Source organism: Caballeronia fortuita (assembly GCF_001544835.2).
GTDB lineage: Bacteria > Pseudomonadota > Gammaproteobacteria > Burkholderiales > Burkholderiaceae > Caballeronia > Caballeronia fortuita.
The window spans coordinates 387,131-406,949 of sequence record NZ_FCNX02000004.1 but is presented as its reverse complement, the minus strand read 5'-3'; the positions used below and the strand labels follow the sequence as shown (position 1 = coordinate 406,949).

Annotated in this window: 19 protein-coding genes and 1 pseudogene; 11 read left to right on the top strand and 9 right to left on the bottom strand. The window is 63.3% G+C overall.

Going from position 1 to position 19,819, the window contains the following annotated elements; genetic code table 11:
- Together sdhB and ilvD are read left to right on the top strand one after the other, a co-directional pair.
- A pseudogene (sdhB, locus tag AWB77_RS35725) lies at nucleotides 1–77 on the top strand (succinate dehydrogenase iron-sulfur subunit); the annotation flags it as partial.
- A 214-nt stretch (nucleotides 78–291) separates the two neighbouring features.
- On the top strand, nucleotides 292–2,151 hold the full coding sequence (gene ilvD, locus AWB77_RS10925) for a dihydroxy-acid dehydratase (protein WP_061134425.1): 1,860 nt from the start codon (nucleotides 292–294) through the stop codon (nucleotides 2,149–2,151).
- A gap of 56 nt (nucleotides 2,152–2,207) precedes the next feature.
- On the opposite strand, the gene AWB77_RS10920 is transcribed toward ilvD, so the two are convergent.
- Nucleotides 2,208–3,116: an NAD(P)-dependent oxidoreductase gene (locus tag AWB77_RS10920; protein WP_279616179.1), complete on the bottom strand. Its 909-nt coding sequence runs from the start codon at nucleotides 3,114–3,116 to the stop codon at nucleotides 2,208–2,210.
- Between the two features lie 303 nt (nucleotides 3,117–3,419).
- On the opposite strand from AWB77_RS10920, the gene AWB77_RS10915 reads away from it, so the two are divergent.
- Nucleotides 3,420–3,785: a BON domain-containing protein gene (locus AWB77_RS10915; RefSeq protein WP_061134423.1), complete on the top strand. Its 366-nt coding sequence runs from the start codon at nucleotides 3,420–3,422 to the stop codon at nucleotides 3,783–3,785.
- Nucleotides 3,786–3,788: 3 nt separating this feature from the next.
- On the opposite strand, the gene AWB77_RS10910 is transcribed toward AWB77_RS10915, so the two are convergent.
- The gene (locus AWB77_RS10910; protein WP_061134422.1) at nucleotides 3,789–4,160 is read right to left on the bottom strand and encodes an NUDIX hydrolase; all 372 of its coding nucleotides are present in this window, start codon (nucleotides 4,158–4,160) and stop codon (nucleotides 3,789–3,791) included.
- Nucleotides 4,161–4,377: 217 nt separating this feature from the next.
- On the opposite strand from AWB77_RS10910, the gene AWB77_RS10905 reads away from it, so the two are divergent.
- The 4 genes from AWB77_RS10905 to AWB77_RS10890 all read left to right on the top strand — a co-directional run bounded on the left by AWB77_RS10905 (nucleotide 4,378) and on the right by AWB77_RS10890 (nucleotide 7,744).
- A complete protein-coding gene (locus AWB77_RS10905; protein WP_061134476.1) occupies nucleotides 4,378–5,190 on the top strand; it encodes a CHAD domain-containing protein in 813 nt (270 codons plus the stop codon).
- A gap of 79 nt (nucleotides 5,191–5,269) precedes the next feature.
- Nucleotides 5,270–6,019, top strand: a complete 750-nt coding sequence (locus AWB77_RS10900) for a DUF2278 family protein (RefSeq protein WP_061134421.1) — start codon at nucleotides 5,270–5,272, stop codon at nucleotides 6,017–6,019.
- Between the two features lie 123 nt (nucleotides 6,020–6,142).
- Nucleotides 6,143–7,381 carry a multidrug effflux MFS transporter gene (locus tag AWB77_RS10895; RefSeq protein WP_061134420.1) on the top strand — a complete coding sequence of 413 codons (1,239 nt, stop codon included), beginning with the start codon at nucleotides 6,143–6,145 and terminating at the stop codon, nucleotides 7,379–7,381.
- A 138-nt stretch (nucleotides 7,382–7,519) separates the two neighbouring features.
- A complete protein-coding gene (locus tag AWB77_RS10890) occupies nucleotides 7,520–7,744 on the top strand; it encodes a hypothetical protein (protein ID WP_061134419.1) in 225 nt (74 codons plus the stop codon).
- 21 nt (nucleotides 7,745–7,765) lie between these two features.
- Here the strand turns inward: AWB77_RS10890 and AWB77_RS10885 are convergent, their stop codons facing one another.
- Together AWB77_RS10885 and AWB77_RS10880 are read right to left on the bottom strand one after the other, a co-directional pair.
- Nucleotides 7,766–8,404, bottom strand: a complete 639-nt coding sequence (locus AWB77_RS10885) for an NADPH-dependent FMN reductase (protein ID WP_061134418.1) — start codon at nucleotides 8,402–8,404, stop codon at nucleotides 7,766–7,768.
- Between the two features lie 27 nt (nucleotides 8,405–8,431).
- On the bottom strand, nucleotides 8,432–9,655 hold the full coding sequence (locus AWB77_RS10880; protein ID WP_061134475.1) for an acyl-CoA dehydrogenase family protein: 1,224 nt from the start codon (nucleotides 9,653–9,655) through the stop codon (nucleotides 8,432–8,434).
- Nucleotides 9,656–9,881: 226 nt separating this feature from the next.
- Here AWB77_RS10880 and AWB77_RS10875 point away from each other — a divergent pair, with 226 nt between their 5' ends.
- From AWB77_RS10875 to AWB77_RS10860, 4 genes are all read left to right on the top strand, one after another.
- A complete protein-coding gene (locus AWB77_RS10875; protein WP_061134417.1) occupies nucleotides 9,882–10,799 on the top strand; it encodes an ABC transporter permease in 918 nt (305 codons plus the stop codon).
- Nucleotides 10,786–11,538, top strand: coding sequence for an ABC transporter ATP-binding protein (locus tag AWB77_RS10870; RefSeq protein WP_061134474.1), 753 nt, complete (start codon nucleotides 10,786–10,788; stop codon nucleotides 11,536–11,538). Before AWB77_RS10875 ends, AWB77_RS10870 begins: the two co-directional genes overlap by 14 nt.
- Nucleotides 11,539–11,563: 25 nt before the next feature.
- The gene (locus tag AWB77_RS10865) at nucleotides 11,564–12,562 is read left to right on the top strand and encodes an ABC transporter substrate-binding protein (protein ID WP_061134416.1); all 999 of its coding nucleotides are present in this window, start codon (nucleotides 11,564–11,566) and stop codon (nucleotides 12,560–12,562) included.
- A gap of 165 nt (nucleotides 12,563–12,727) precedes the next feature.
- Entirely contained in the window at nucleotides 12,728–13,603 is an 876-nt protein-coding gene (locus AWB77_RS10860; protein WP_244158515.1) for a DUF7164 domain-containing protein, read from the top strand.
- Nucleotides 13,604–13,628: 25 nt separating this feature from the next.
- On the opposite strand, the gene AWB77_RS10855 is transcribed toward AWB77_RS10860, so the two are convergent.
- The 5 genes from AWB77_RS10855 to AWB77_RS10835 are packed head-to-tail and all read right to left on the bottom strand — an operon-like array spanning nucleotide 13,629 to nucleotide 19,813.
- Nucleotides 13,629–14,843, bottom strand: coding sequence for an SfnB family sulfur acquisition oxidoreductase (locus AWB77_RS10855; protein WP_061134473.1), 1,215 nt, complete (start codon nucleotides 14,841–14,843; stop codon nucleotides 13,629–13,631).
- 7 nt (nucleotides 14,844–14,850) lie between these two features.
- Nucleotides 14,851–16,182: an LLM class flavin-dependent oxidoreductase gene (locus AWB77_RS10850; RefSeq protein WP_061134414.1), complete on the bottom strand. Its 1,332-nt coding sequence runs from the start codon at nucleotides 16,180–16,182 to the stop codon at nucleotides 14,851–14,853.
- Entirely contained in the window at nucleotides 16,179–17,375 is a 1,197-nt protein-coding gene (locus AWB77_RS10845; RefSeq protein WP_061134413.1) for an LLM class flavin-dependent oxidoreductase, read from the bottom strand. The genes AWB77_RS10850 and AWB77_RS10845 overlap by 4 nt, the downstream gene beginning before the upstream one ends.
- Complete coding sequence (locus tag AWB77_RS10840) at nucleotides 17,372–19,036, bottom strand: rhodanese-like domain-containing protein (protein WP_061134412.1); 1,665 nt, start codon at nucleotides 19,034–19,036, stop codon at nucleotides 17,372–17,374. Before AWB77_RS10840 ends, AWB77_RS10845 begins: the two co-directional genes overlap by 4 nt.
- Before the next feature lie 39 nt (nucleotides 19,037–19,075).
- Complete coding sequence (locus tag AWB77_RS10835) at nucleotides 19,076–19,813, bottom strand: SDR family NAD(P)-dependent oxidoreductase (RefSeq protein ID WP_061134411.1); 738 nt, start codon at nucleotides 19,811–19,813, stop codon at nucleotides 19,076–19,078.
- Between the last annotated feature and the right edge of the window lie 6 nt (nucleotides 19,814–19,819).

Here is a 19,819-nt window from a genome sequence, read left to right as displayed (position 1 = left end):
ACGTGTGCCCGAAGGGGCTCAACCCGACCAAGGCGATCGGCAAGATCAAGGAATTGATGGTGCGCCGGGCGGTTTGACGACGTGATCGCATGACGAGATGGCGCAGCTTCGGAAGGGGCTGCGCCATTTTTTTAGCGGGCGCGGCGAAGCGGATTGGACGAAGCAGGTATGGGATAATCTCGAAAACTCCCGCCTTTCCGATGCAGAAGACCCAAAAGGTCGCCGGCTCAGGCGCAAGGGCCCTCACCCCTCGTGGCCCGCTTTCATTCCGCGAATTCAATAGCCACCACGATGCCCACATACCGTTCCAAAACTTCCACCGCCGGACGCAACATGGCGGGCGCTCGCTCGCTCTGGCGGGCGACCGGCATGAAAGACGAAGACTTCTCGAAGCCGATCATCGCCGTCGTCAATTCGTTCACCCAGTTCGTGCCGGGCCACGTCCATCTGAAGGACCTGGGCCAGCTCGTCGCGCGCGAGATCGAGGCCGCGGGCGGCGTCGCGAAGGAATTCAACACGATCGCGGTCGATGACGGCATCGCGATGGGCCACGACGGCATGCTCTACTCGTTGCCGAGCCGCGACATCATCGCGGATTCGGTCGAGTACATGGTCAACGCGCACTGCGCCGATGCGATGGTTTGCATCTCGAACTGCGACAAGATCACGCCGGGCATGTTGATGGCCGCGATGCGCCTGAATATCCCGGTGATCTTCGTGTCGGGCGGGCCGATGGAAGCGGGCAAGACGCGCCTTGCGAATCCGAAGACGAAGGCCATCGAACTGAAGAAGCTCGATCTCGTCGACGCAATGGTGATTGCCGCCGACCAGTCGTATTCCGATGCCGAAGTCGCCGAAGTCGAACGCTCCGCGTGCCCGACGTGCGGCTCGTGCTCGGGCATGTTCACGGCCAACTCGATGAACTGCCTCACCGAAGCGCTCGGCCTCTCGCTGCCCGGCAACGGCACCGTCGTCGCGACGCACGCCGACCGCGAGCAGTTGTTCAAGCGCGCGGGACGCGGCATCGTCGAACTGGCGCGCCGTTATTACGAGCAGGAAGAAGCGCGCGTGCTGCCGCGCTCGGTCGGCTTCAAGGCATTCGAAAACGCGATGACGCTCGATATCGCGATGGGCGGTTCGACCAACACGATCCTTCACCTGCTGGCGATCGCGCGCGAAGCGGAGATCGACTTCACGATGAAGGACATCGATCGTCTTTCGCGCACCGTGCCGCAACTGTGCAAGGTCGCGCCGAACACGAACAAGTATCACATCGAGGACGTGCATCGCGCGGGCGGCATCATGGCGATCCTGGGCGAACTGGATCGTGCAGGGAAGCTGCATACCGACGTGCCGACCGTGCATGCGCCGACGCTGAAAGATGCGCTCGCGCAGTGGGACGTCAAGGTCACCGACGATGAAGCCGTGAAGACGTTCTACATGGCCGGTCCCGCTGGCGTGCCGACGCAAGTCGCGTTCAGCCAGAACACGCGCTGGCCGAGTCTCGATACCGATCGCGCCGAAGGCTGCATCCGTTCCTACGAGCACGCGTTCTCGAAGGAAGGCGGCCTTGCTGTGCTGACGGGCAACATCGCGCTCGATGGCTGCGTCGTGAAGACGGCGGGCGTCGATGAAAGCATTCTCGTGTTCGAAGGCACGGCGCACGTGACCGAATCGCAGGACGAAGCCGTCGAGAACATCCTGAACGACAAGGTCAAGGCCGGCGATGTCGTCATTGTTCGATACGAAGGTCCGAAGGGCGGCCCCGGCATGCAGGAAATGCTGTATCCGACGAGCTATATCAAGTCGAAGGGTCTCGGCAAGGCGTGCGCGTTGCTGACGGACGGACGTTTTTCGGGCGGCACGTCGGGGCTTTCGATCGGTCATTGCTCGCCCGAAGCAGCGGCGGGCGGCGCCATCGGCCTCGTGCGCGACGGCGACAAGATTCGCATCGACATTCCGAATCGCACGATCGACGTATTGCTCTCCGACGACGAACTCGCGCGCCGTCGCGAAGAGCAGAACGCGAAGGGGTGGAAGCCGGCGAAGCCGCGTCCGCGCAAGGTGTCGGCGGCTTTGAAGGCGTATGCGAAATTAGTGATGTCAGCGGATAAGGGCGCGGTGCGCGATCTGTCCCTGCTCGACGATTGACGCTTCATAAGCGCCAGCGACAAGCCGCTCGAAAGAGCGGCTTTTTCATTGCGGCTTCAATCTCCTAGCAACTTCGGCAACTCGAGCAACGTGCGATGCGCGCCGCCTTGTTCGACCGCGTCCGCGTAAGTCGCGCGCACGGCGCTGGCGATCGCGTCGACCGCGTCGTTGTCGGCGGCCATCGTCGTGTAGTAGCCGAGATCCTTTAACGCGTTGGACATGTGAAACGGCATGCCGGTCGGATCACCTTCGATGAGCGCGGGCCGCAGCCGTTCCAGCGCTGCGCCGCCGCCACCGCCTTTCGCGAGGACATCGACGAACGTTCGCGCATCGACGCCCGCGCGCTCGGCGCAGGCCGCCGCTTCCGAGATCAGCGCAATCGTGCCGAGCGACACGAAGTTGTGCAGCAGCTTCATGCTGTGTCCCGCGCCGGTGCCGCCGACGAGCGTCACGTTCTCCGCATACGTGCGCAACAACGGTTCGATGCGCGCGAACAGCTCCGCCGATGCGCCCACCAACAGGTTGAGCCGCCCTTCGTGCGCTTCTTTCGCGGTGCGTGTCATCGGTGCATCGACGAAAAGGCCGCCTGCTTTCTCGACGAGCGCGGCCATGCGTTGCGTCGATGCGGGCACGGCGGTCGAGCAATCGATGACGATCGTGCCCGGCCGCAATCCCGCGAGCACGCCATCGGGTGCGGTCAATACCGCTTCGACTTCGGGCGATCCCGTCACGCACAAGATGACGATGTCCGCTTCGCGCGCGAGCGCTTCGCCATTGCTTACGGTCTTCGCGCCGAGTGCGAGGAGTTCGTCGAGCGGCTGGTTGCCGGGGTGCTCGACCACCGTGAGCGGATAACCATGCTTCATCACATTGCGTGCGATGCCGTGCCCCATCAGGCCGACACCGATCATGCCGATTCGCTGCGTCATGCTGTCGTCTCTTCGTGTTGTCGTGTCGTTCGAAATGTTCAGCGGGTGGAGCAGGGCAAATGTAGCAGATGCAGTCAAGCATATCCGCGGCGGACGTCCCGTGCCCTTGCTCAAGCGGTATTTCACGCAGCGTGAATCGATCTAGCCGCTGCGCGTACGCACGTTCATCGACTTCACGATCGGCAAGCTCGCGGACGATCACGAACTTTTTCTCGCGCCCGCCGAGTCGCACGCGTTTTCGCGATGAATGGCCCAATTCCCTGCGCTATCGCGATGCGCCGACTAGAATGCACGGTGCCCTTGTAGTCCTCTATTCACTCAAGCCACTGGAGCCAAGCGATGAAAACGATGAATGCGCTCAAATTTGCCGCTGTCGCATCCGCGATTGCCTTCTCCGTCAACGCGTGGTCGCAGACCAGCGATGCGGGCTCGACGCAGTCCACCGCGCCATCGGCGAGTGCGGGAAGCTCGAAATCGGCCGCGCGCAAAGCCAATCGCGCGCTCAGCAAGAAGGTGTCGCAGGCGCTGAAGCAAGGCGGCATCGACATGAACGGCGTGAACGTGATCGCGAAGAATGGCGCAATCACGTTGGCCGGTCACGCAGCGGACGGCACGCAGATCGACAAGGCCGCGTCCATCGCGAAGGGCGTGGACGGCGTCAAGTCCGTGAAAAATGTTCTGACGATTCAGGAGGGCGGCCAGTAGCGATCAGCGCTTGCCGCGATTGCCACCGAGCGCCTTGACGATGACCTTCGTCGGCGCGCTCGTGGCGAGCCGTTGAATCTCCGATATATGCACCCACCGGCAGCGCGAGATTTCGTTGCTCGCGCGCGCCTTGGCGTTCTTCGGCAGATCGCACGAAAAGACGTGATGATGCTTTTGCCGCCCCCGATGCTGAAACAGGAACTTAGCCGACTTGCCCGCAAGACGCGTTTCTTCCTTCAGTTCGCGCAGCGCGGCATCGGACAGATGCTCGCCGCGTTTGAGCATGCCGCCGGGCAGCGCCCATTTGGTGTGACGCCGCGCAACCAGCAATATGCGGTTGCCTTTTCGACAAATGACCGTGGCTCGCTTCCTCAAACTGGCTCCAGATGATGTTCGTGTCTGGCTGAAACTGCAGGACGCGGCTAGTGTACCCAACCATCTTTTTGTTGTGGAGCGTTCGAAAATAACGGCATTTCTGCTGTTTGGTTTCTAGCAATGCGTGTACCGCGAATACTTGGGCTTTGGTTCGCGCACAACAGTCGCGGGTATGCAATTTGCAGCGGCAATATCGATCTGGCAACGGGAAGCGAACATGAACGACGGCAAGCACGCAACCGCTGAAGCGCGATTCGGCGATCTGGCCTCGCCGCTGATCGAAGAAGCAACGCGGCAAGCATCCGCCCTGGACACGGACACGGACCCGGAAGTGCTGCACAAGCTGCGCGTTGCGGTGCGGCGGCTTCGCACGTTGTTCTGGGCTTATCGTCCTTTGCTCGACGATGATTTCGACACGCGTCAGCGCGCGCTGCTCAAGTATCTGGCGACATCGGCGGGCAGCACGCGCGACTGGGACATTCTGCTCGAACTGGTCAAGGAACTCGATGTCGAGGGACTCGAAGAAGCCATCAAGGCGCATCGCGAGGCCGCGCTCGCGACCAGCGTTCAGACGCTGACCAACGCGGACGTCAAGCACGTTTTGCAGAGCGGACTGAAAGACGCGAATCATCGACTCAATACCGCGTCGCAGCGCGTGCCCGTCGAACGATTCGCGCGAAAGCGGATCGGCGCGGCGCGCGGTCAGTTGAAACGTCGCATCAAGCAGGCGCTGCGCGCGCAACAGTCGAACTATGCCGCGTATCACGAAGTGCGTAAGGCCGGAAAGAAAGTGCGTTATTTGCTGGAGCTTTTCGAGTCCGACATCAAGCCCGAACTGCGCGCGAAAGTGAAGCATCTGAAGCGCCTGCAAAAGCGCTTTGGCGCATTGAACGATGTCGTCGCGAGCCGCGAACTGCTCGTCAATTCGAAGGACACGCTCGGTGGCGACGCACATGCGAAAGATGCGTTGCGCGCGCTGAAGACCGAGCAGAAGCATCGTTTCAAGGCTGCGCGCAAAGCGATCCGCTGATATCGGGGCCGACGCGCAAAGCTCGAATGAATGTCACACTTGCCGCATCAAATGGTCGCTCACTTCACGGAGCAGCATCATGGCGCGCAACGAATACGTTCTCTTCAAAGGCACGGTCAAGCTCGGCGTTCCCTTTCTGCAGGGTTACAAGGGCGATCCGCATTACGTCATCGTTAGTGAAGACGCGAACGGCAAGCCGTTCAACATCGTCACCAACGTGAAATCGGATAGCTCGCTGACGGGACCGGCGGGCTATCTCGTGCTGTATCTGTGGAATCGATCCTTCGATCATCCGATGATCGCCGATCTCGGCACGCTGCCCGCTGGCGTGTCGACCTCGAACTTCCCGAAACTCGACTACGTGCATGACCCGCGTCTTCTCGATCTCGGCGCGATGCGCCCGATTCCGCTCGACACGAAAGACGAACATAACGACATCAACGCGCTGCTCAACGAGATGCTGCAACTCGATATGTCGGCGGATGGCGTCGACTACGTCTACAAGACGCCGGCCTATAGCGACGATCGCCTCGGATGGAAGCCCGCCAAAGACGTCACGGTCTTTGGTTTCGGCTTTCTCTTCGAGCCGGGCAAGGACGGATTGCACGAAACGCATATGAATCAGGGCAACCCGAAGCCCGCACCGGGTAGTCGCGTGAGAGACCACTCGAACGAGAACGGCGTGCTTCAGGACGGCGCCGTGATGGTCGAAGTCGACGGCAAGTTTCAGGCGCTCTTCGTTGCATTCCAGACGCAGCTCGTGCCGACCGACGATCAGGGCCGTCCGATACCGGGCCAGTCGCATCCCATTCTGGACGGCAAAAGCTGACGCCGTTGCATTACGCGCGACGTGGGCTTTCTGTCGATCCGCGCGATGACAGGCACAATACGATGAATCCGCCATCCGGATCGGCCCGAAGAGGCCGCCGGCCCCCGCTCATTCATCGTTGTCATGAACCACGCTCAACTCTCGAAGAATTCCCCGCGTTTTCTCTTGTTTCTGGTGTGTCTGTTCGCGTCGGCGGGCCAGCTTGCCATCGACATCTACGTGCCCGCGCTACCCGCGATGGCGCGTTACTTCGCAACCTCGCCGCAAGCGATCCAGTCGAGCGTCTCGAGCTACATGGCCGCGTATGCGATCGGCCAGCTCGTCTTCGGCCCCGTCGCCGATGCTTATGGCAGAAAAAAAGTACTGGCGTTCGGTCTTGTGATATTCACGCTCGGCTGCCTGCTTTCGCTCGCCGCGACGAGTCTCGAAGCCTTTCTGCTTGCGCGCTGTCTGCAGGGCTTCGGCATTGCGGCGACGAACCTGCTCGCCAAGACCATCATCACCGATTCGTTCAAGGGCCAGGCGCTGATGCACGCGTTCACGTACATGTCGATCGCGTGGGGCCTCGCGCCGATCGTCGCGCCCGTAATCGGCGCGCATCTGCAGGAATGGTTCGGCTGGAAGGCGTGTCTCGTGTTCCTGCTCGTCTATTCGATTGTCATGTGGACGCTCGTATGGCGTTATCGCGAAACCTTGAAGAAACCCGTGCATCTCGCGCCGCGCACGTTGTTCGCGAACGCGGGCAAGGTCTTGTCGAGCCCCGTGTTTCAAAGCTGCTTCCTTGCGCAGGGCCTGTGCTACAGCATCTTGCTCGTGTTCAACATCGTCGGGCCTTTCATGGTGCAGAACACGCTGCACAAGCCGCCGACGTACTTCGGCTATCTCGCGCTTGCTATCGGCATGATGTATTTCCTCGGCGGCTTGTCGAACCGCATGCATGGTCCGCGTCTGCCGAGCGCGGAGCAACGGCTGCGCATCGGCGCGCGCGTGATGGCGGGCGCGGCGGTCGTCATGCTGCTGCTGTCGCTCGCGATCGGCCTTACCGTCTGGACGCTCGCGTTGCCCGTGCTCGTGATGGGCTTTTGCGCAGGCGCGATGTATCCGACGCTGATGGCAAAGGGCAATTCGCTCTTTCCGCATATCGCGGGCCTCACGGCGGCGATCCTCGGCTGTTCGCTGTTGCTCGTGTCGTCGGTGATGATGGGGCTTGCGGGCTTCGTGTCGGTGCATATCCTGACGCCGCTCGCGGTCTTCTTCGTGATTCTCGCGTTCACGGTCGTCGCGATGGTGACGCTGCTGCTGCGTCATCTGGAGCAGTCGGAAGCGCGGCGTGCGATAGGCAGCGGGGCGGACGCGGTTTGATGAGGCTCGGTGCGGCAAGCGAGTCACGAACGAACTCGCATCTAACGCGCCGCCTGCAATGCATTGCAGAAAAGCTTGTTTGTCTACGCCTTTTTGACGGCTTAGATTCGAGCTATTCCCGCAGCGAGGAGGCGAGCCATGCCGCACTTCCTGACTCAAACCTGGCAGGCGCTTTCGGCGCCCGCGCAGCACTTGCGTAAGCGTCTGACGAAGGACGCGGCAGCCGAAGGCGCGCACGTCGCGAATGCAACCACGCGCGCGGAACAGCTCGAACACATTTCCGTCTATGCGCGCGCCGGTTACTTCAACATGGGCTACACCGTCGATGCGTTCCAGTTGCCCGGCGAATCGCCGCTGCACTGAAACGAAGCCGCATCGCCCGACTCAATGCGGCGCGAGTTCGGCGCGCCGCGTCACCGCGTGATACTCGTCCGCGCGGGCCGCGCCGAAAGCGAGCGCGAAGCTCGACGCCTGGCGCCCCACGGTGCGAAGCTGCTCGACGACCTTCGGGTCCGAACACGTATCGGCGGAATCGAAACGCGTCTCCAGTGTATTGACCGCCGCGCCGAACGGCGTCGGCCAGCCGCGCAACGCATGCACGATCGAGCGCAGCGACGTGAGCACCGTGCCCGCCGCCTGCCACCCATAAGCCGTGACGATGCTGCCTACCGCGCGGCCGTCGAGATAAGGACGTTCGTCGAGGCGCAGTTCTTCGAGCGTGTCGAGCGCATTCTTGACGAGACCCGAGATGCCGCCGTGATAGCCGGGCGTCGCGATGACGAGCGCGTCGGCGGCGCGCACCGCTTCGATAAGCTCGTGCTGCTCGTCGGTGAGTTCGCGCGATTCGGGCGCGTAATGCGGCAGGTTATGCAGAAAGGCGCCGCCGAAAAGCTGCACGCTCGCGCCCCCTTCCTGCGCGCCGCGCAATGCGAATGCGAGCGCCCGTTCGGTCGACGATTGTGGCCGCGTCGTGCCGCCGATGCCGACCACGCGTGGCCCGCGCGATGAAATGGTTCGAGACAAGATCGATACTCCCTGGAAGATGGGCTGTCAGAAGAACGCGCCGTTCGGCAGCGCCGTGCCGTGCAACGCATGCGCGCCGAGCACGCGCGCCTTGTAAGCCACCGGATTGTGCGAAGCGATGGTGCGGATGTTGCGCCAGTGACGATCGAGCGCGGCGCTTTGCTTGCCCGCCGATGCGCCGCCTACGTCGAAGAGTTTCGTGGCGGCATCGAGCGCGAGTTCGTCGATGAGCACTTTCGAGCGCGCCGAGAAGAGCGCCGCTTCCAGAAAAAGCGCTTCGTCGGGCGTGCCGGCGAGCGCCGAATCGTAGGCGCGGCCCAACGCATCGGCGGCGCGCAGCACGCTCGATTCCGCTACATACGCGGCGCTGTCGAGGCGGCCCACGATCTCCTGCAACAGCGGATCGTGAGCGGGGCGCGCGTCGATCGCGTGATAGTAGTTGCGCTCGCGGCGCTTCAACAACGCAATCGCATCTTTGACGACGGCCCGCAGAATGCCCGCGATGATCGTCGTGAGCCATAGTTGCGAGAATGTCGCCTGCCACGGCACCTTGAATTCGTCGTCGTAATAGAGCACGTCATCGCGCGATACGGCTACACGTTCGTAGACCGTCGTCCCGCTCGCTGTGCGCCGCTGGCCGATGCCGTCCCAGTCGTCGCGCACGTCGACGCCCTTTTGACCGACCGCGACGCGCGCGGCGACGAAGCGTCCGTCGCCGGTCTTCGCATTGACGACGATGTAATCGGCATAGAGATTGCCCGTGCTGTAGTACTTCACGCCATCGAGCACGTAGCCGTCGCCATGCGGCTGCAGCGATGTTGCGCCATCGCCGTCGCCGATATTCTGATTGCCGGTTTCGCTCGCGCCGATGCCATACAGCGCGCCTTCCTTCACCGATGCCAGCCAGCGCGAATAGGGCGCCCGATCCGGCGTGCGCCGCGCGCGTTCGACGAACGCGAAGTGATTGCGCAGGATGTGCGGAATGTTCGAGTCCGCTTCCGCAAGATCGAGCACGAGTTCGAAGAGTTGCGGAAGGCTTGCACCACCGCCGCCTTCGTCGACGGGCAAGCGATATAAGCCAAGCCGCGCGGCACGCACGCGCGCGATGGCATCGTGCGCGTCGGCTTCGCCATTGGCGCGGGCGTGCGCCTCGCGTGCGATCGCGGCGACGAGTTCACGCAAGGCCGTCGAGCCGGGTGTGACGGCTTGCGCGTCGAGGCCCGTCGGCAGGTTCGATTCAATTTTTCCCATGAGCGCGTGTAATCCGGAAAACGTCATCCGCATACGTTATGGGAGCGCGGCCCATTCTTCAACGAAGCGAATGTGCTAAGCAAAGCACGGCGGATGCCCTTATCGAATCGTGTGGAATCCAAATGACGCGCGCTGCGCATTGCATCTTGCAAAGGGTTCGTTTGATGCACGCACATGCGACCGTACCATCGGATGTTCTACACCTTTTCCGGTTCCGCGAACGCCCATGAACGTCCCTCGCTTTCCATCCGCCACGCTCGGCCTCGATCCGGGCACGGCGTCCCGGCGCAACGATGACGAAGCGGCGCGCGCCGCCGATCCGCGCGCGCTCATCGATCTGCCGACGCGCGAAGCCCGCCGCGGCAGCGCGCGGCAATGGTCCCTGCTGCGCTCGCGCGCGTTGCGTGTCGGTGTGCCACTCGCGCTCATCGTGTTGTGGCAGCTTGCGTCGTCGCTGCACGTGGTCGCGCCCGAAACGTTGCCGCCGCCGACGGTCATCATCGACGCGCTGAAGGAACTGATTGCCGATGGCGAACTGCAAAGCGCGATCGGCGTATCGCTCGTGCGCGCGGCGACGGGACTCGCGATCGGCGGCGGCATCGGCTTGTTCGCGGGACTGTTCGCCGGGCTGTGGCGCGTGGGCGAAGAGATCGTCGATGCACCGCTGCAGATGTTGCGGACGATTCCGTTCATCGCGCTGATTCCGCTTTTCATCACGTGGTTCGGTATCGGAGAAGGCGCGAAGGTCGCGGTGATCCTCGCGGCCACGATCTTCCCGATGTATCTCAACACCTATGCCGGCGTGCGCGGCGTCGATCCGAAGCTGCTCGAAGCGGCGCACGTGTTCGGCTTGTCGAGCCGACAGATCGCGTTGCGCATCATCTTGCCGACGGCGCTGCCTTCGATTCTCGTCGGCGTGCGCTATTCGTCGGCGGTGGCGTTGCTCGCGCTCGTCGTCGCGGAGCAGATCAACGCGCAGAACGGCATCGGCTACATCCTCGTAAACGCGAACCAGAATCAGCGCGCCGACATCATCATCGCGGGCATTCTCGTGTATGCGGCGCTCGGCATCGCCACCGATCTCATCATGCGCGCGCTCGAACATGTCGCGCTTCCGTGGAGGCCGCGCTTTGAACTCGCTTGATAAAGGCTTCGCCAGCGAACGCGAGAACGCGCTCGAACTCGATGGTGTGAGCCGCGTCTTCGCAGGCCGCGCGGTGTTGAAGGACGTATCGCTCGATGTGAAGCGCGGCCAGTTCGTATCGATGCTCGGCGCGTCCGGCGCGGGCAAGACCACGCTGCTGCGCATTCTCGCCGGGCTCGATCAGGCCGACAGCGGCCGCGTGCGCGTGGCGGGCGCGCGTTCCGTCGTGTTCCAGGAGCCGCGCCTCGTGCCCGCGAAGCGCGTGTGGGAAAACGTCGTGATCGGCCATGACCGGCTTGGCGCAGCAAAGTCTTCCGCGCTCGCCGCACTCGATGAAGTGGGCCTCGCGCGTCACGCCGACGGCTGGCCGAAGACGCTTTCGGGCGGCGAAGCGCAGCGTGTTGCGCTGGCACGCGCGCTCGTGCGCGAGCCGAAGCTCTTGCTGCTCGACGAACCGTTCGCCGCGCTCGATGCGCTCACGCGCATCCGCATGTACGAGCTCGTCGCGCGTTTGTGGCGCGCGCATACGCCGGCGGTCGTGCTCGTCACACACGATATCGACGAAGCAATACTGTTGTCCGATCGCATCGTCGTGCTGTCGCAAGGCGAGATCAGCGCAGATGTCATCGTCGATTTTCAACGTCCGCGTTCGCGCAGTGACGAAGCCGCCATCGCGCTCAGAACGCGGCTTCTCGCCGAGCTTGGCGTGACGCAGGATGCGCCGCGCGAAGCGGCATAACTTTTCCTTCACTCACCACACACTCATGCGCATCAGGAAACGCCTCACCGCATTATTCGTCGCGAGCCTTTTCGCGGCGTCGGCATCCGCATTCGCCGATGATCCGCTTACGTTGACCATCGGCACACAGGATGCAGCGTGGCCGCATATCGTCGAGGCATCGCACGTGCTCGACGGCGCGCCGTACAAGGTGAAATGGGCCGTGCTCACGGGGCCTGCCGCGCAATTGTCCGCGCTCTATTCGAAAGTGCTCGATGTCGGGCTGATGGGCGATACGTCGCTCATCATCGAGCAGGGCAACGCGCGCACGCAGTGGACGCCCGAGACCGCGCCGTTGCAGATCATCGCGGGATGGCGCAATCCCGATAGCAGCTATCCGCCGATCGTGACCGTCGTGCGCAAGGACGCCGATGTAAAGAACCTCGCCGATCTGCGCGGAAAGACCTGGGGCTATAACTTCGGCGGCTTCAATTATCTGCAATACGTGCTGTCGTATAACAAAGCGGATTTGCGGCCGAAGGATTTTCAGGGCGTGAAGTTCGGCGATGGCAACGTGTCGGCGTCGGCGTTCAACGCGGGACAGGTCGCCGTGTATTCGGGCGGCTATGGTCCGGTGAAAGAGACCGTCGACAAGGGCGATGCGCGCGTCGTCATCAAGAGCGATGAGCTGGATATTCCGGCGCTGTCGGTATTCACGGCGCGTACCGACGTGCTGCGCGATCCCGCAAAGAGCCGCGCGCTCGGCGACTTTCTCGGGCGGCTGAAGCAATCGTGGACATGGTGGGCGCAAAACGTGCCGGCGGTGGAAAAGATCTATCTGGAGAAGATGAAGCAAAGCCCCGCGCGCGCGAAGTTCTCCGCTGAGAACGGCAGATCGGTTTTCTATCCGCTCGACAAGCAACTCGTTGCGAGAGAACAGAAGATCGCGGATACGCTTTATCGATCGGGAGATATCAAGAACAAGATCAAGGTGGATGTCGAGTTCAATCCGGTGTTCGATGCGCAGGCGGTGGCGGCGAAGTAGGGCGCGCGAGTGGGAAAATGACGAAGGGCGCTTTCGGCGACGAGCGTCCTTCTTGAGAAAACTCTGGATTCTTGGCGTATCGTTTGCAAGGTAGAGCCCTCGCGTGTTTCTCGCGTATCCGAGCGGATATCATGCTGCCTGGATAGCAAGAAAGAGGGAAAAGCCGTGTCGAATAAGCTTGGAATCCTTGTCTACGTTGACAACAGCGATTCAATGGTCGAGGAGTTTTCGTGGCTCTACAAAAGCGCCATTTACTCCGGTGTGTTGCAAAGCAGCACCATCATCGCCGTTTGTCATCCCGAAGTGCGCGATCGATTGCCGTCGGATTCACGCATACTCGCGGTCGAGAAGCTGCCGTTCGCAAGTCTTCACAGCGAGTGGAACGACTACAAATTCATCAATTCGGTTGGCAGTCTGGCGGAGCAGGATGTACTGAACGTCTGTGAGGACTTCGATGTGATCCTGAAGACGGACTGCGATACCTTCGTGACACCGGCGATGAATTCGTTCCGTCCTTCGGCCCTTTGCTTCGGCTTCGGCGCCTACGCCTACGAAGACTCGGTCCGCATCAAACTTTCCGAATGCAGCCGTCGATGGGGCTATCCTCACGGCGGCCTGCATAATGTCGGGGCATCGGTGCTCGGTCCGTCGGAGATGGTGCGCAACTATCTGCAGGCACATATGCAATGTTGCGATCGTTTGCTGGAAGAGGAGTTCAAGGACTTCCAGGGCGAGTGGCCTTTCTGGTCGAAGCAGGTCCTGACGATGTATGCCGGCGAACTCGCGCTCCGTCAAACTTATCCGCAGGCGTGCTCCGTTGGTTTCCTCGATCACTTCACGCGCGCGGATCGCCGCCTGGGAAGCGATGTCCTGCACATCCACGCCTGGCACACCGACTCTTACTGGTCGAAGCACCATTTTCGCGGCGGAAAATATTCAGGAATGAAGCTGGAAGACATCGATCGCGATACGCTCGGCGGTTATTGCCACTGGCTTGCGGCAGCAGACCTGGATCAGGTGAAAAGCGCCGCGGCGGCGTGATGCGTTTGCGCGGCGCCTTCTTGTTTCATTCCTCGATGGCCTTATACGGATGCGCGTACGTGAACGGATCGCATAACAAAGCGTTCAACTCGTATTGGCCCACGGCATGATATTTCCACCGCACGCTGTCATGCAACGTATGCGTTCGCGCGTTGCGCCAGTGCCGGTCGAGGTTATGCGATTGCAGTGTCGACTGCGTTCCCGCCAGTTCGAACAGCTTGTTCGACGCATCGAGCGCAAAGCGTGTCGTGAGTATCTTGGCTTCGGCCGTGGCGACGATGGCCGCCGCTACATCGCGATGCTCAGCGTCGCCGCGTGCCGCATCGATCAGCAAGGCAGCACGCGCCTTCAACGCCTGCGCCGCGTGATAGTCGACCGTCAGCGAGCCGATATCGCGCAGCGTGAACGGATCCTCTAGCGCACGCGTGACCGCGCTGCCGCGCGCTGGATGCGAAAGCTCCCTCAGAAAGCGCTTCGTATCGTCGAGTGCCGCGCGTCCGATGCCGAGATCGATTGCCGCGTGAATCAGTTGCGATACCGCGTTGGCCGCGTCGATACGCTCGCGTCGTCCGCGCTTCACGATCTGCAGTTCGTCGATGACGACATCGTCGAGCCGCACCTGGCCGCTCGCCGTCGTGCGCTGGCCGAAGCCCGACCAGTCGTCGATGACTTCGACACCGCGTGCATGACGCGCGACGAACGCGGTGACGGTCAGGCCATCGTCATCGCGTGCGGCGACCGGTATCCAGTGCGCGAAAAGCGCGCCTGTCGAATAAACCTTGCGGCCTGTCAGCACGAAGCCGCCGGCCGTGCGACGCACGCGCGTCTCGTGTTCCGATGGCAAGCGGTCGCCCGGTTCGGCCGTTGCATTGCCGAAACGCTCTCCGGCAAGCGCGCGCGAAAAGAAGAAGTCTTGCTGGCTCGGCGTGCCGTCGTGACGCAATCGTTCGAGCGTAGCGAAATGATTCTGCGGAATCTGTCCGAGCGACGAATCCGCCGCGGATATCGCTTCGAACACGTCAGCGATGATGCGCACGGATACATCCGCGCCGCCGAACGCGCGCGGCACGCCGATGCCCCACAAGCCCGATGCACTGAACGTTTCCACTTCGTTCAAGGGCAGGCGGCGTTCGCGGTCGCGAGCGGATGCATCGACGGCGAATTCGCGCGCGAGGCGGCGCGCGATCTCGATTGCTTCCTGCTCCGAACGGATGATGTTTGCGCGCGTTGTCGTAGTCATGCTCACCTCACGCCGCCCGCGCCGCGCGCGCGAATTGACTCTCGGGGCGCGGCAAGCCGAGATGCTCGCGCAAGGTCGTGCCTTCGTACTCGCGACGGAAGATGCCCTTGCGTTGCAGGATCGGCACGACATGATCGACGAATGCGGCGAGGCCCGAAGGAAATACGTCGGCGTTGAGGTTGAAGCCATCGGCGCCGCGCTCGTCGAACCAGCGCGCGATATCGTCGGCGATCTGTTCCGGCGTGCCCACGATGATGCGATGCGCGCCCGGATTGCGGTCCAGCAGATCGCGCACCGTGAGGTTCTCGCTCTTCGCGAGCGCCACCGTCGAATCGATGAAACCGCGCGAGAGATCCGTGCGCGTCACTTTCGCGATGAGTTCGTAGGGCAAGGGCGCATCGATGTGCAGATCGTCGGGCGCGAGGCCGAGCGCGCCGGCAAGACGCGCGACTTCACGATCGGTATCGAGCAACGCATCGAGTTCGGCCTTGCGTTCGCGCGCTTCGCGCTCCGTGCCGCCGATCACCGGATAGAGGCCAGGCAGCAACAGAAAGTGATCGGGATTGCGGCCATGCGCGCGCACGCGTTCCTTCATCTCCGCATAGAACGCCTGTGCGGTGGGCAGCGTCGTTTGCGCGGTGAACACGGCATCGGCGAAACGCGCGGCGAGCGCACGGCCGCCTTCGGACGAACCCGCCTGCACGAGCACCGGCCGCCCTTGCGGACTGCGCGGCACGGTGAGCGGTCCGCGCACCGAGAAGTACGCGCCGCGATGTTCGATCGCATGCACGCGCGACGGATCGGCATAACGGCCCGTATCCGTATCCGCGATGAAGGCGTCGTCTTCCCAGCTATCCCACAGCTTCGTCACCACTTCGACGAACTCCTGCGCGCGCGCATAGCGCTCGTCGGTCGTGAGCGGCACGTCGTGGCTGAAGTTCGCGGCAGCGGCGGCATCGTAGGTCGTTACGGCATTGAAAGCGATGCGCCCGCCGCTCAGATGATCGACCGATGCAAAGCGCCGCGCGAGATTGAACGGATCGTTGAACGTCGTCGATGCCGTGCCGATCAGACCGATATGCGTCGTCGCGCCCGCGAGCGCGGTCAGCAGCACGGTCGGCTCCAGCGCCTGCGACGGGCCTTCCGCATGATTGCGCAGCGCGAGCAGATCGGAGAGAAAGACGGCATCGAGCTTGCCGCGCTCCGCGATCGCGGCGATCTCCTTGAAGAAGTTCAGATCGATGATCGAGCGCGGATTGTCGAGCGTGCGCCATCCGGCGGGATGACGTCCGACGCCGGTGACGTTGGTGTTCAGGTGCAATTGTCGCGTATGGCTCATGACGTCGTGTGAAGAAGCGGTTGATGTGTCGAAGCCGGAATGCGCAGGCCTGCATCGGCGAGCAGCGGCAGCACGGCATCGCCGAAGTACGCGAGGTCGGGCTCGAAGTCGAAGAAGGTGAGCTGCACGCCATCGCAACCGGCGCGCTTCAAGGCGAGTAACTGATCGACGATCTGCGCGGGCGAGCCGATCAGATGCAGATTGCCGCCGAGAATGCGCTGCTCGCGCTTGTGCTTCGCCCACGCTTTTGCATCGCTCTTGCCGTGCATGTTGACGAAGCCGTCGAGCGCGCCTTCATCGGCATGCGCGACGATGGCATCGTGATACGCGCGCGCTTCGCGTTCGGTCGGACGGCACACGATGGTCGGATTGATCAGCGTGCGCACGCGCCGCTTCACGCGTTGCGCGGCATCGCGAATCGTCGCGGTGTGCGCGGGCAAGGCGCCGATCGCGTCGTTGAAGTCCGCGCCCGCCGGGCTCGTGATGAAGATGAGGTCCGAATGCCGCACGGCATAGTCGATGCCCGCAGCCGATCCCGTCGCGTTCACGAGCACCGGCCGATGAAAGCGCGGACGCGGGCTCACGAACGCATCGTCGAGTTGCCAGTGCTTCGTCCTGATGTGAAGGTTCGCGTCGCTGCGCCACAGCGTATCGAGCACGGCGACGAATTCCGCTGCGCGCACATAGCGTTCGTCGTGCTCGATCATCGGCTGGCCGAACATCGCCCATTCGCTCGCGACGTGTCCCGTCACGAGATTGATGCCCCAGCGGCCGTTGGAAATGTGATCCAGCGTCGCGCCGAATTTCGCGAGATGCAGCGGGTGCCATGGGCCATAGAGCGCATGCACCGTCGAGATCAGCAAGATGCGCTCGGTGATCGCGGCGAGAGCGCTGGTCGCGATGAATGCATCGAGTGATTGCTCGCGATACTTGAGCGCGCCGCCGTGTCCGTTCTTGCCGAGCCATTGCGCGAGACCGAAGACGAGATCGAAGCCGAGCGCCTCGGCCTGTTTCGTGAGGCGCGCGTTGTAGTCGAAGCGCCAGTCGGTGCCGCGAGCAAGCGTCGAGATGGACCAGCCGCCGTTCTGGATCGGCAGGAAGAGGCCGAGCATCAGCGGCTGCTCAAACGCGGCGTGCAAGGGGCTGCCGGGGATGTCGGCGGGGCTCGCCGTGCCGTCGAACGATGCGCTCATACGGCGCTCTCCCTGAGCGCGTCCAGGCGTTCGCGGCTGCGTTGCGCGGTCGCGGTATCGAAGTCGAGCACGTTGATCGATGCGATCGCGTCGCGCTCCACTTGCGCGACGAGTTGCAGTTCCCACGCGAGATACGCGTTCATCTGTTCCGCAACGTGGCCGGGCGCGGCATGATACGGGCTGTACCACGCGTCGTCGTCGCCGGTGAGGTTGTGCGCGTCGCCCGCTTCGAGCGGCAGGCCGAGCGCGCTCCAGCGGCGCGTTCCGCCGATCAGCGCCGCCACATCCGCGCGATGCTGCGCGAGTTCCGCCGCGACGAGACCGGCGAGCACGCCATCGTCGGAGGTCAGCACGAGTTGCGTGCCGTGCGGAAACTCGTCGAGATGCGCGAGCAGTTCGCTCGCCGCGACGAAGCGCGCGCCCATCACGTGGCCGCGCCTGTAAGCGAGACTGCTGTCGATGTCGATCGCCTGCGCCTTGCCCCCCTCGATCGACGCGCGCAGCGCATCCGCTTCGATCCATTGCACGCGCGCGCCGTGTGGACGAATCGCGAGCGGTTCGGGACCGGCTTCGAACGCATCGGTGACGAGCGCGGCGCTCGCGGCATCGTCGAGCACGCGCACGTCGAGATAGCCGAGCTGCCTGAGCCACGATGCCGTCATGCGCGCGCGCACGCCATCGTCGTCGCGCAACACGACGCGCGCATGCAATGTGCCGATGTACTCGTCGGTCGCCTGCACGAGCTGTCCACCCGGCGCCGAACGCCATCCCGAAGGATGACCCGCTTCGTATTCGAGCGGATCGCGCACGTCGAAGCGATACAACGTGCGCTCGCCGCGTTCACGTTCCAGCGAGGCAAGCGTCTCGCGATCGATGACAGGCACGTCGGCCTTGCGTGCGGCCGCAATCGCGAGTTCGCGCGCGGCGGCGAGCGTGGCGGCATCGGGACGCGGCGCGGTGCGGATCTCGCCGTGTTCGAGTTCGAGACCCGCGAGCAGCCACGACATCGAGCCGCCCGTCAGCGCCGCGACCGGATTCGGCACGCCCGCGTTGATGAGCGATTGCGCGCCGAGAATGCTGCGCGTGCGGCCCGCGCAATTCACGACGATCAACGTATCCGGCGAAGGCGCCGCCGCGAGCGCGCGATAGACGAGCTCCGCGCCCGCGCAATCGATGCCGCCCGGAATGTTCATCGTGTTGAATTCGCCGAAGGGGCGTGAGTCGAGCACGACGAGATCCTCGCCCGCGTCCTGCCGCGCCTTCAGCGTTTCGGCGTCGATGTTCGGCGTGTGCAGTTCGTGTTCGATGACTTCGCCGAATGCCTTGCCCGGCACGTTGGTGCCGCTGAAGACTTCGAAGCCCGCTTTCTCCCAGCCGTCGATGCCGCCATCGAGTATCGACACATCCGTGTAGCCCCAGCGCGCGAGCAGGGCAGCGGCGCGCGGCGTGTGCTCGCCGTGCGTATCGACGAGCACGACGGGCGTGCCGCGCCGCGGCACGAGCCGCCCGATCGAGAGTCCGAGCCGCCCGACCGGCGCAACCGACGAATAGAACAGACGCCTTCTCGACGACACGCCTTCCTCGCGCACGTCGAGCACGGCGAGTTCGGATCGTTGCGCGATGAGCGTGCGCAACTGCGCGGGTGTAACGAAGCGGGACATGAGCGATGAATCCTCGTAGATTGTTGTGGAATCGGCGTATCAGGCGTAAGGCGGGCCGCCGCCGTCGACATAGAGCCGCGTGCCGGTGACGAAGCGCGCATCGTCGGAGAGGAGATAGGCGACCGCTGCCGCGACGTCTTCCGGCGTGCCGGGACCATCGAGCGCGGTGAGGCGCGTAGGCTCGTCTTCGACTTGCGCGGTCGCCATTGCATCGAAGCGCGGCGAGCGGATCGGTCCGGGCGCGACCGCATTCACGCGCACGCCGTGCGGGCCGTACCTGCGCCCGAGCCCTTGCACGAGCAGATCGAGCGCGGCGTTGACGCTCGAACCGGGAAAGTGATTCGGCGGCGGCGCGATGCCGCCGCGCCCGCTGATCGCGACGATCGCGCCGCGCGCCTGTTCGATGAATCGCGGCAGCGCGGCGCGGATCGGCCGCACGGAACCGAGCAGCTTTGCATCGATAACGCGTTGCCAGTCGTCGTCGGTGAGATCGAGAAAATCGCCGAATGCGGCGACGTTCGTGCTCACGACGAGACCGTCGAGCCTGTCGAAGCGCTCTTCGATATGCGCGAACGCGGCGCGCACGCTGTCATCGTCGGCGACATCGACGGCAAGCGGCACGACGCGCGGAAAATCGGCGAAGCGCTTGTCGTCGACGTGACGAGAGGACGCAATCACGTGCGCGCCCGCATCGGCGAGACGCGTGACCGTGGCCGCGCCCAACGCGCCGAATGCGCCCGTCACCCAATAGACGCGGTCTGCGAAACTCCAACCCATGCTGTG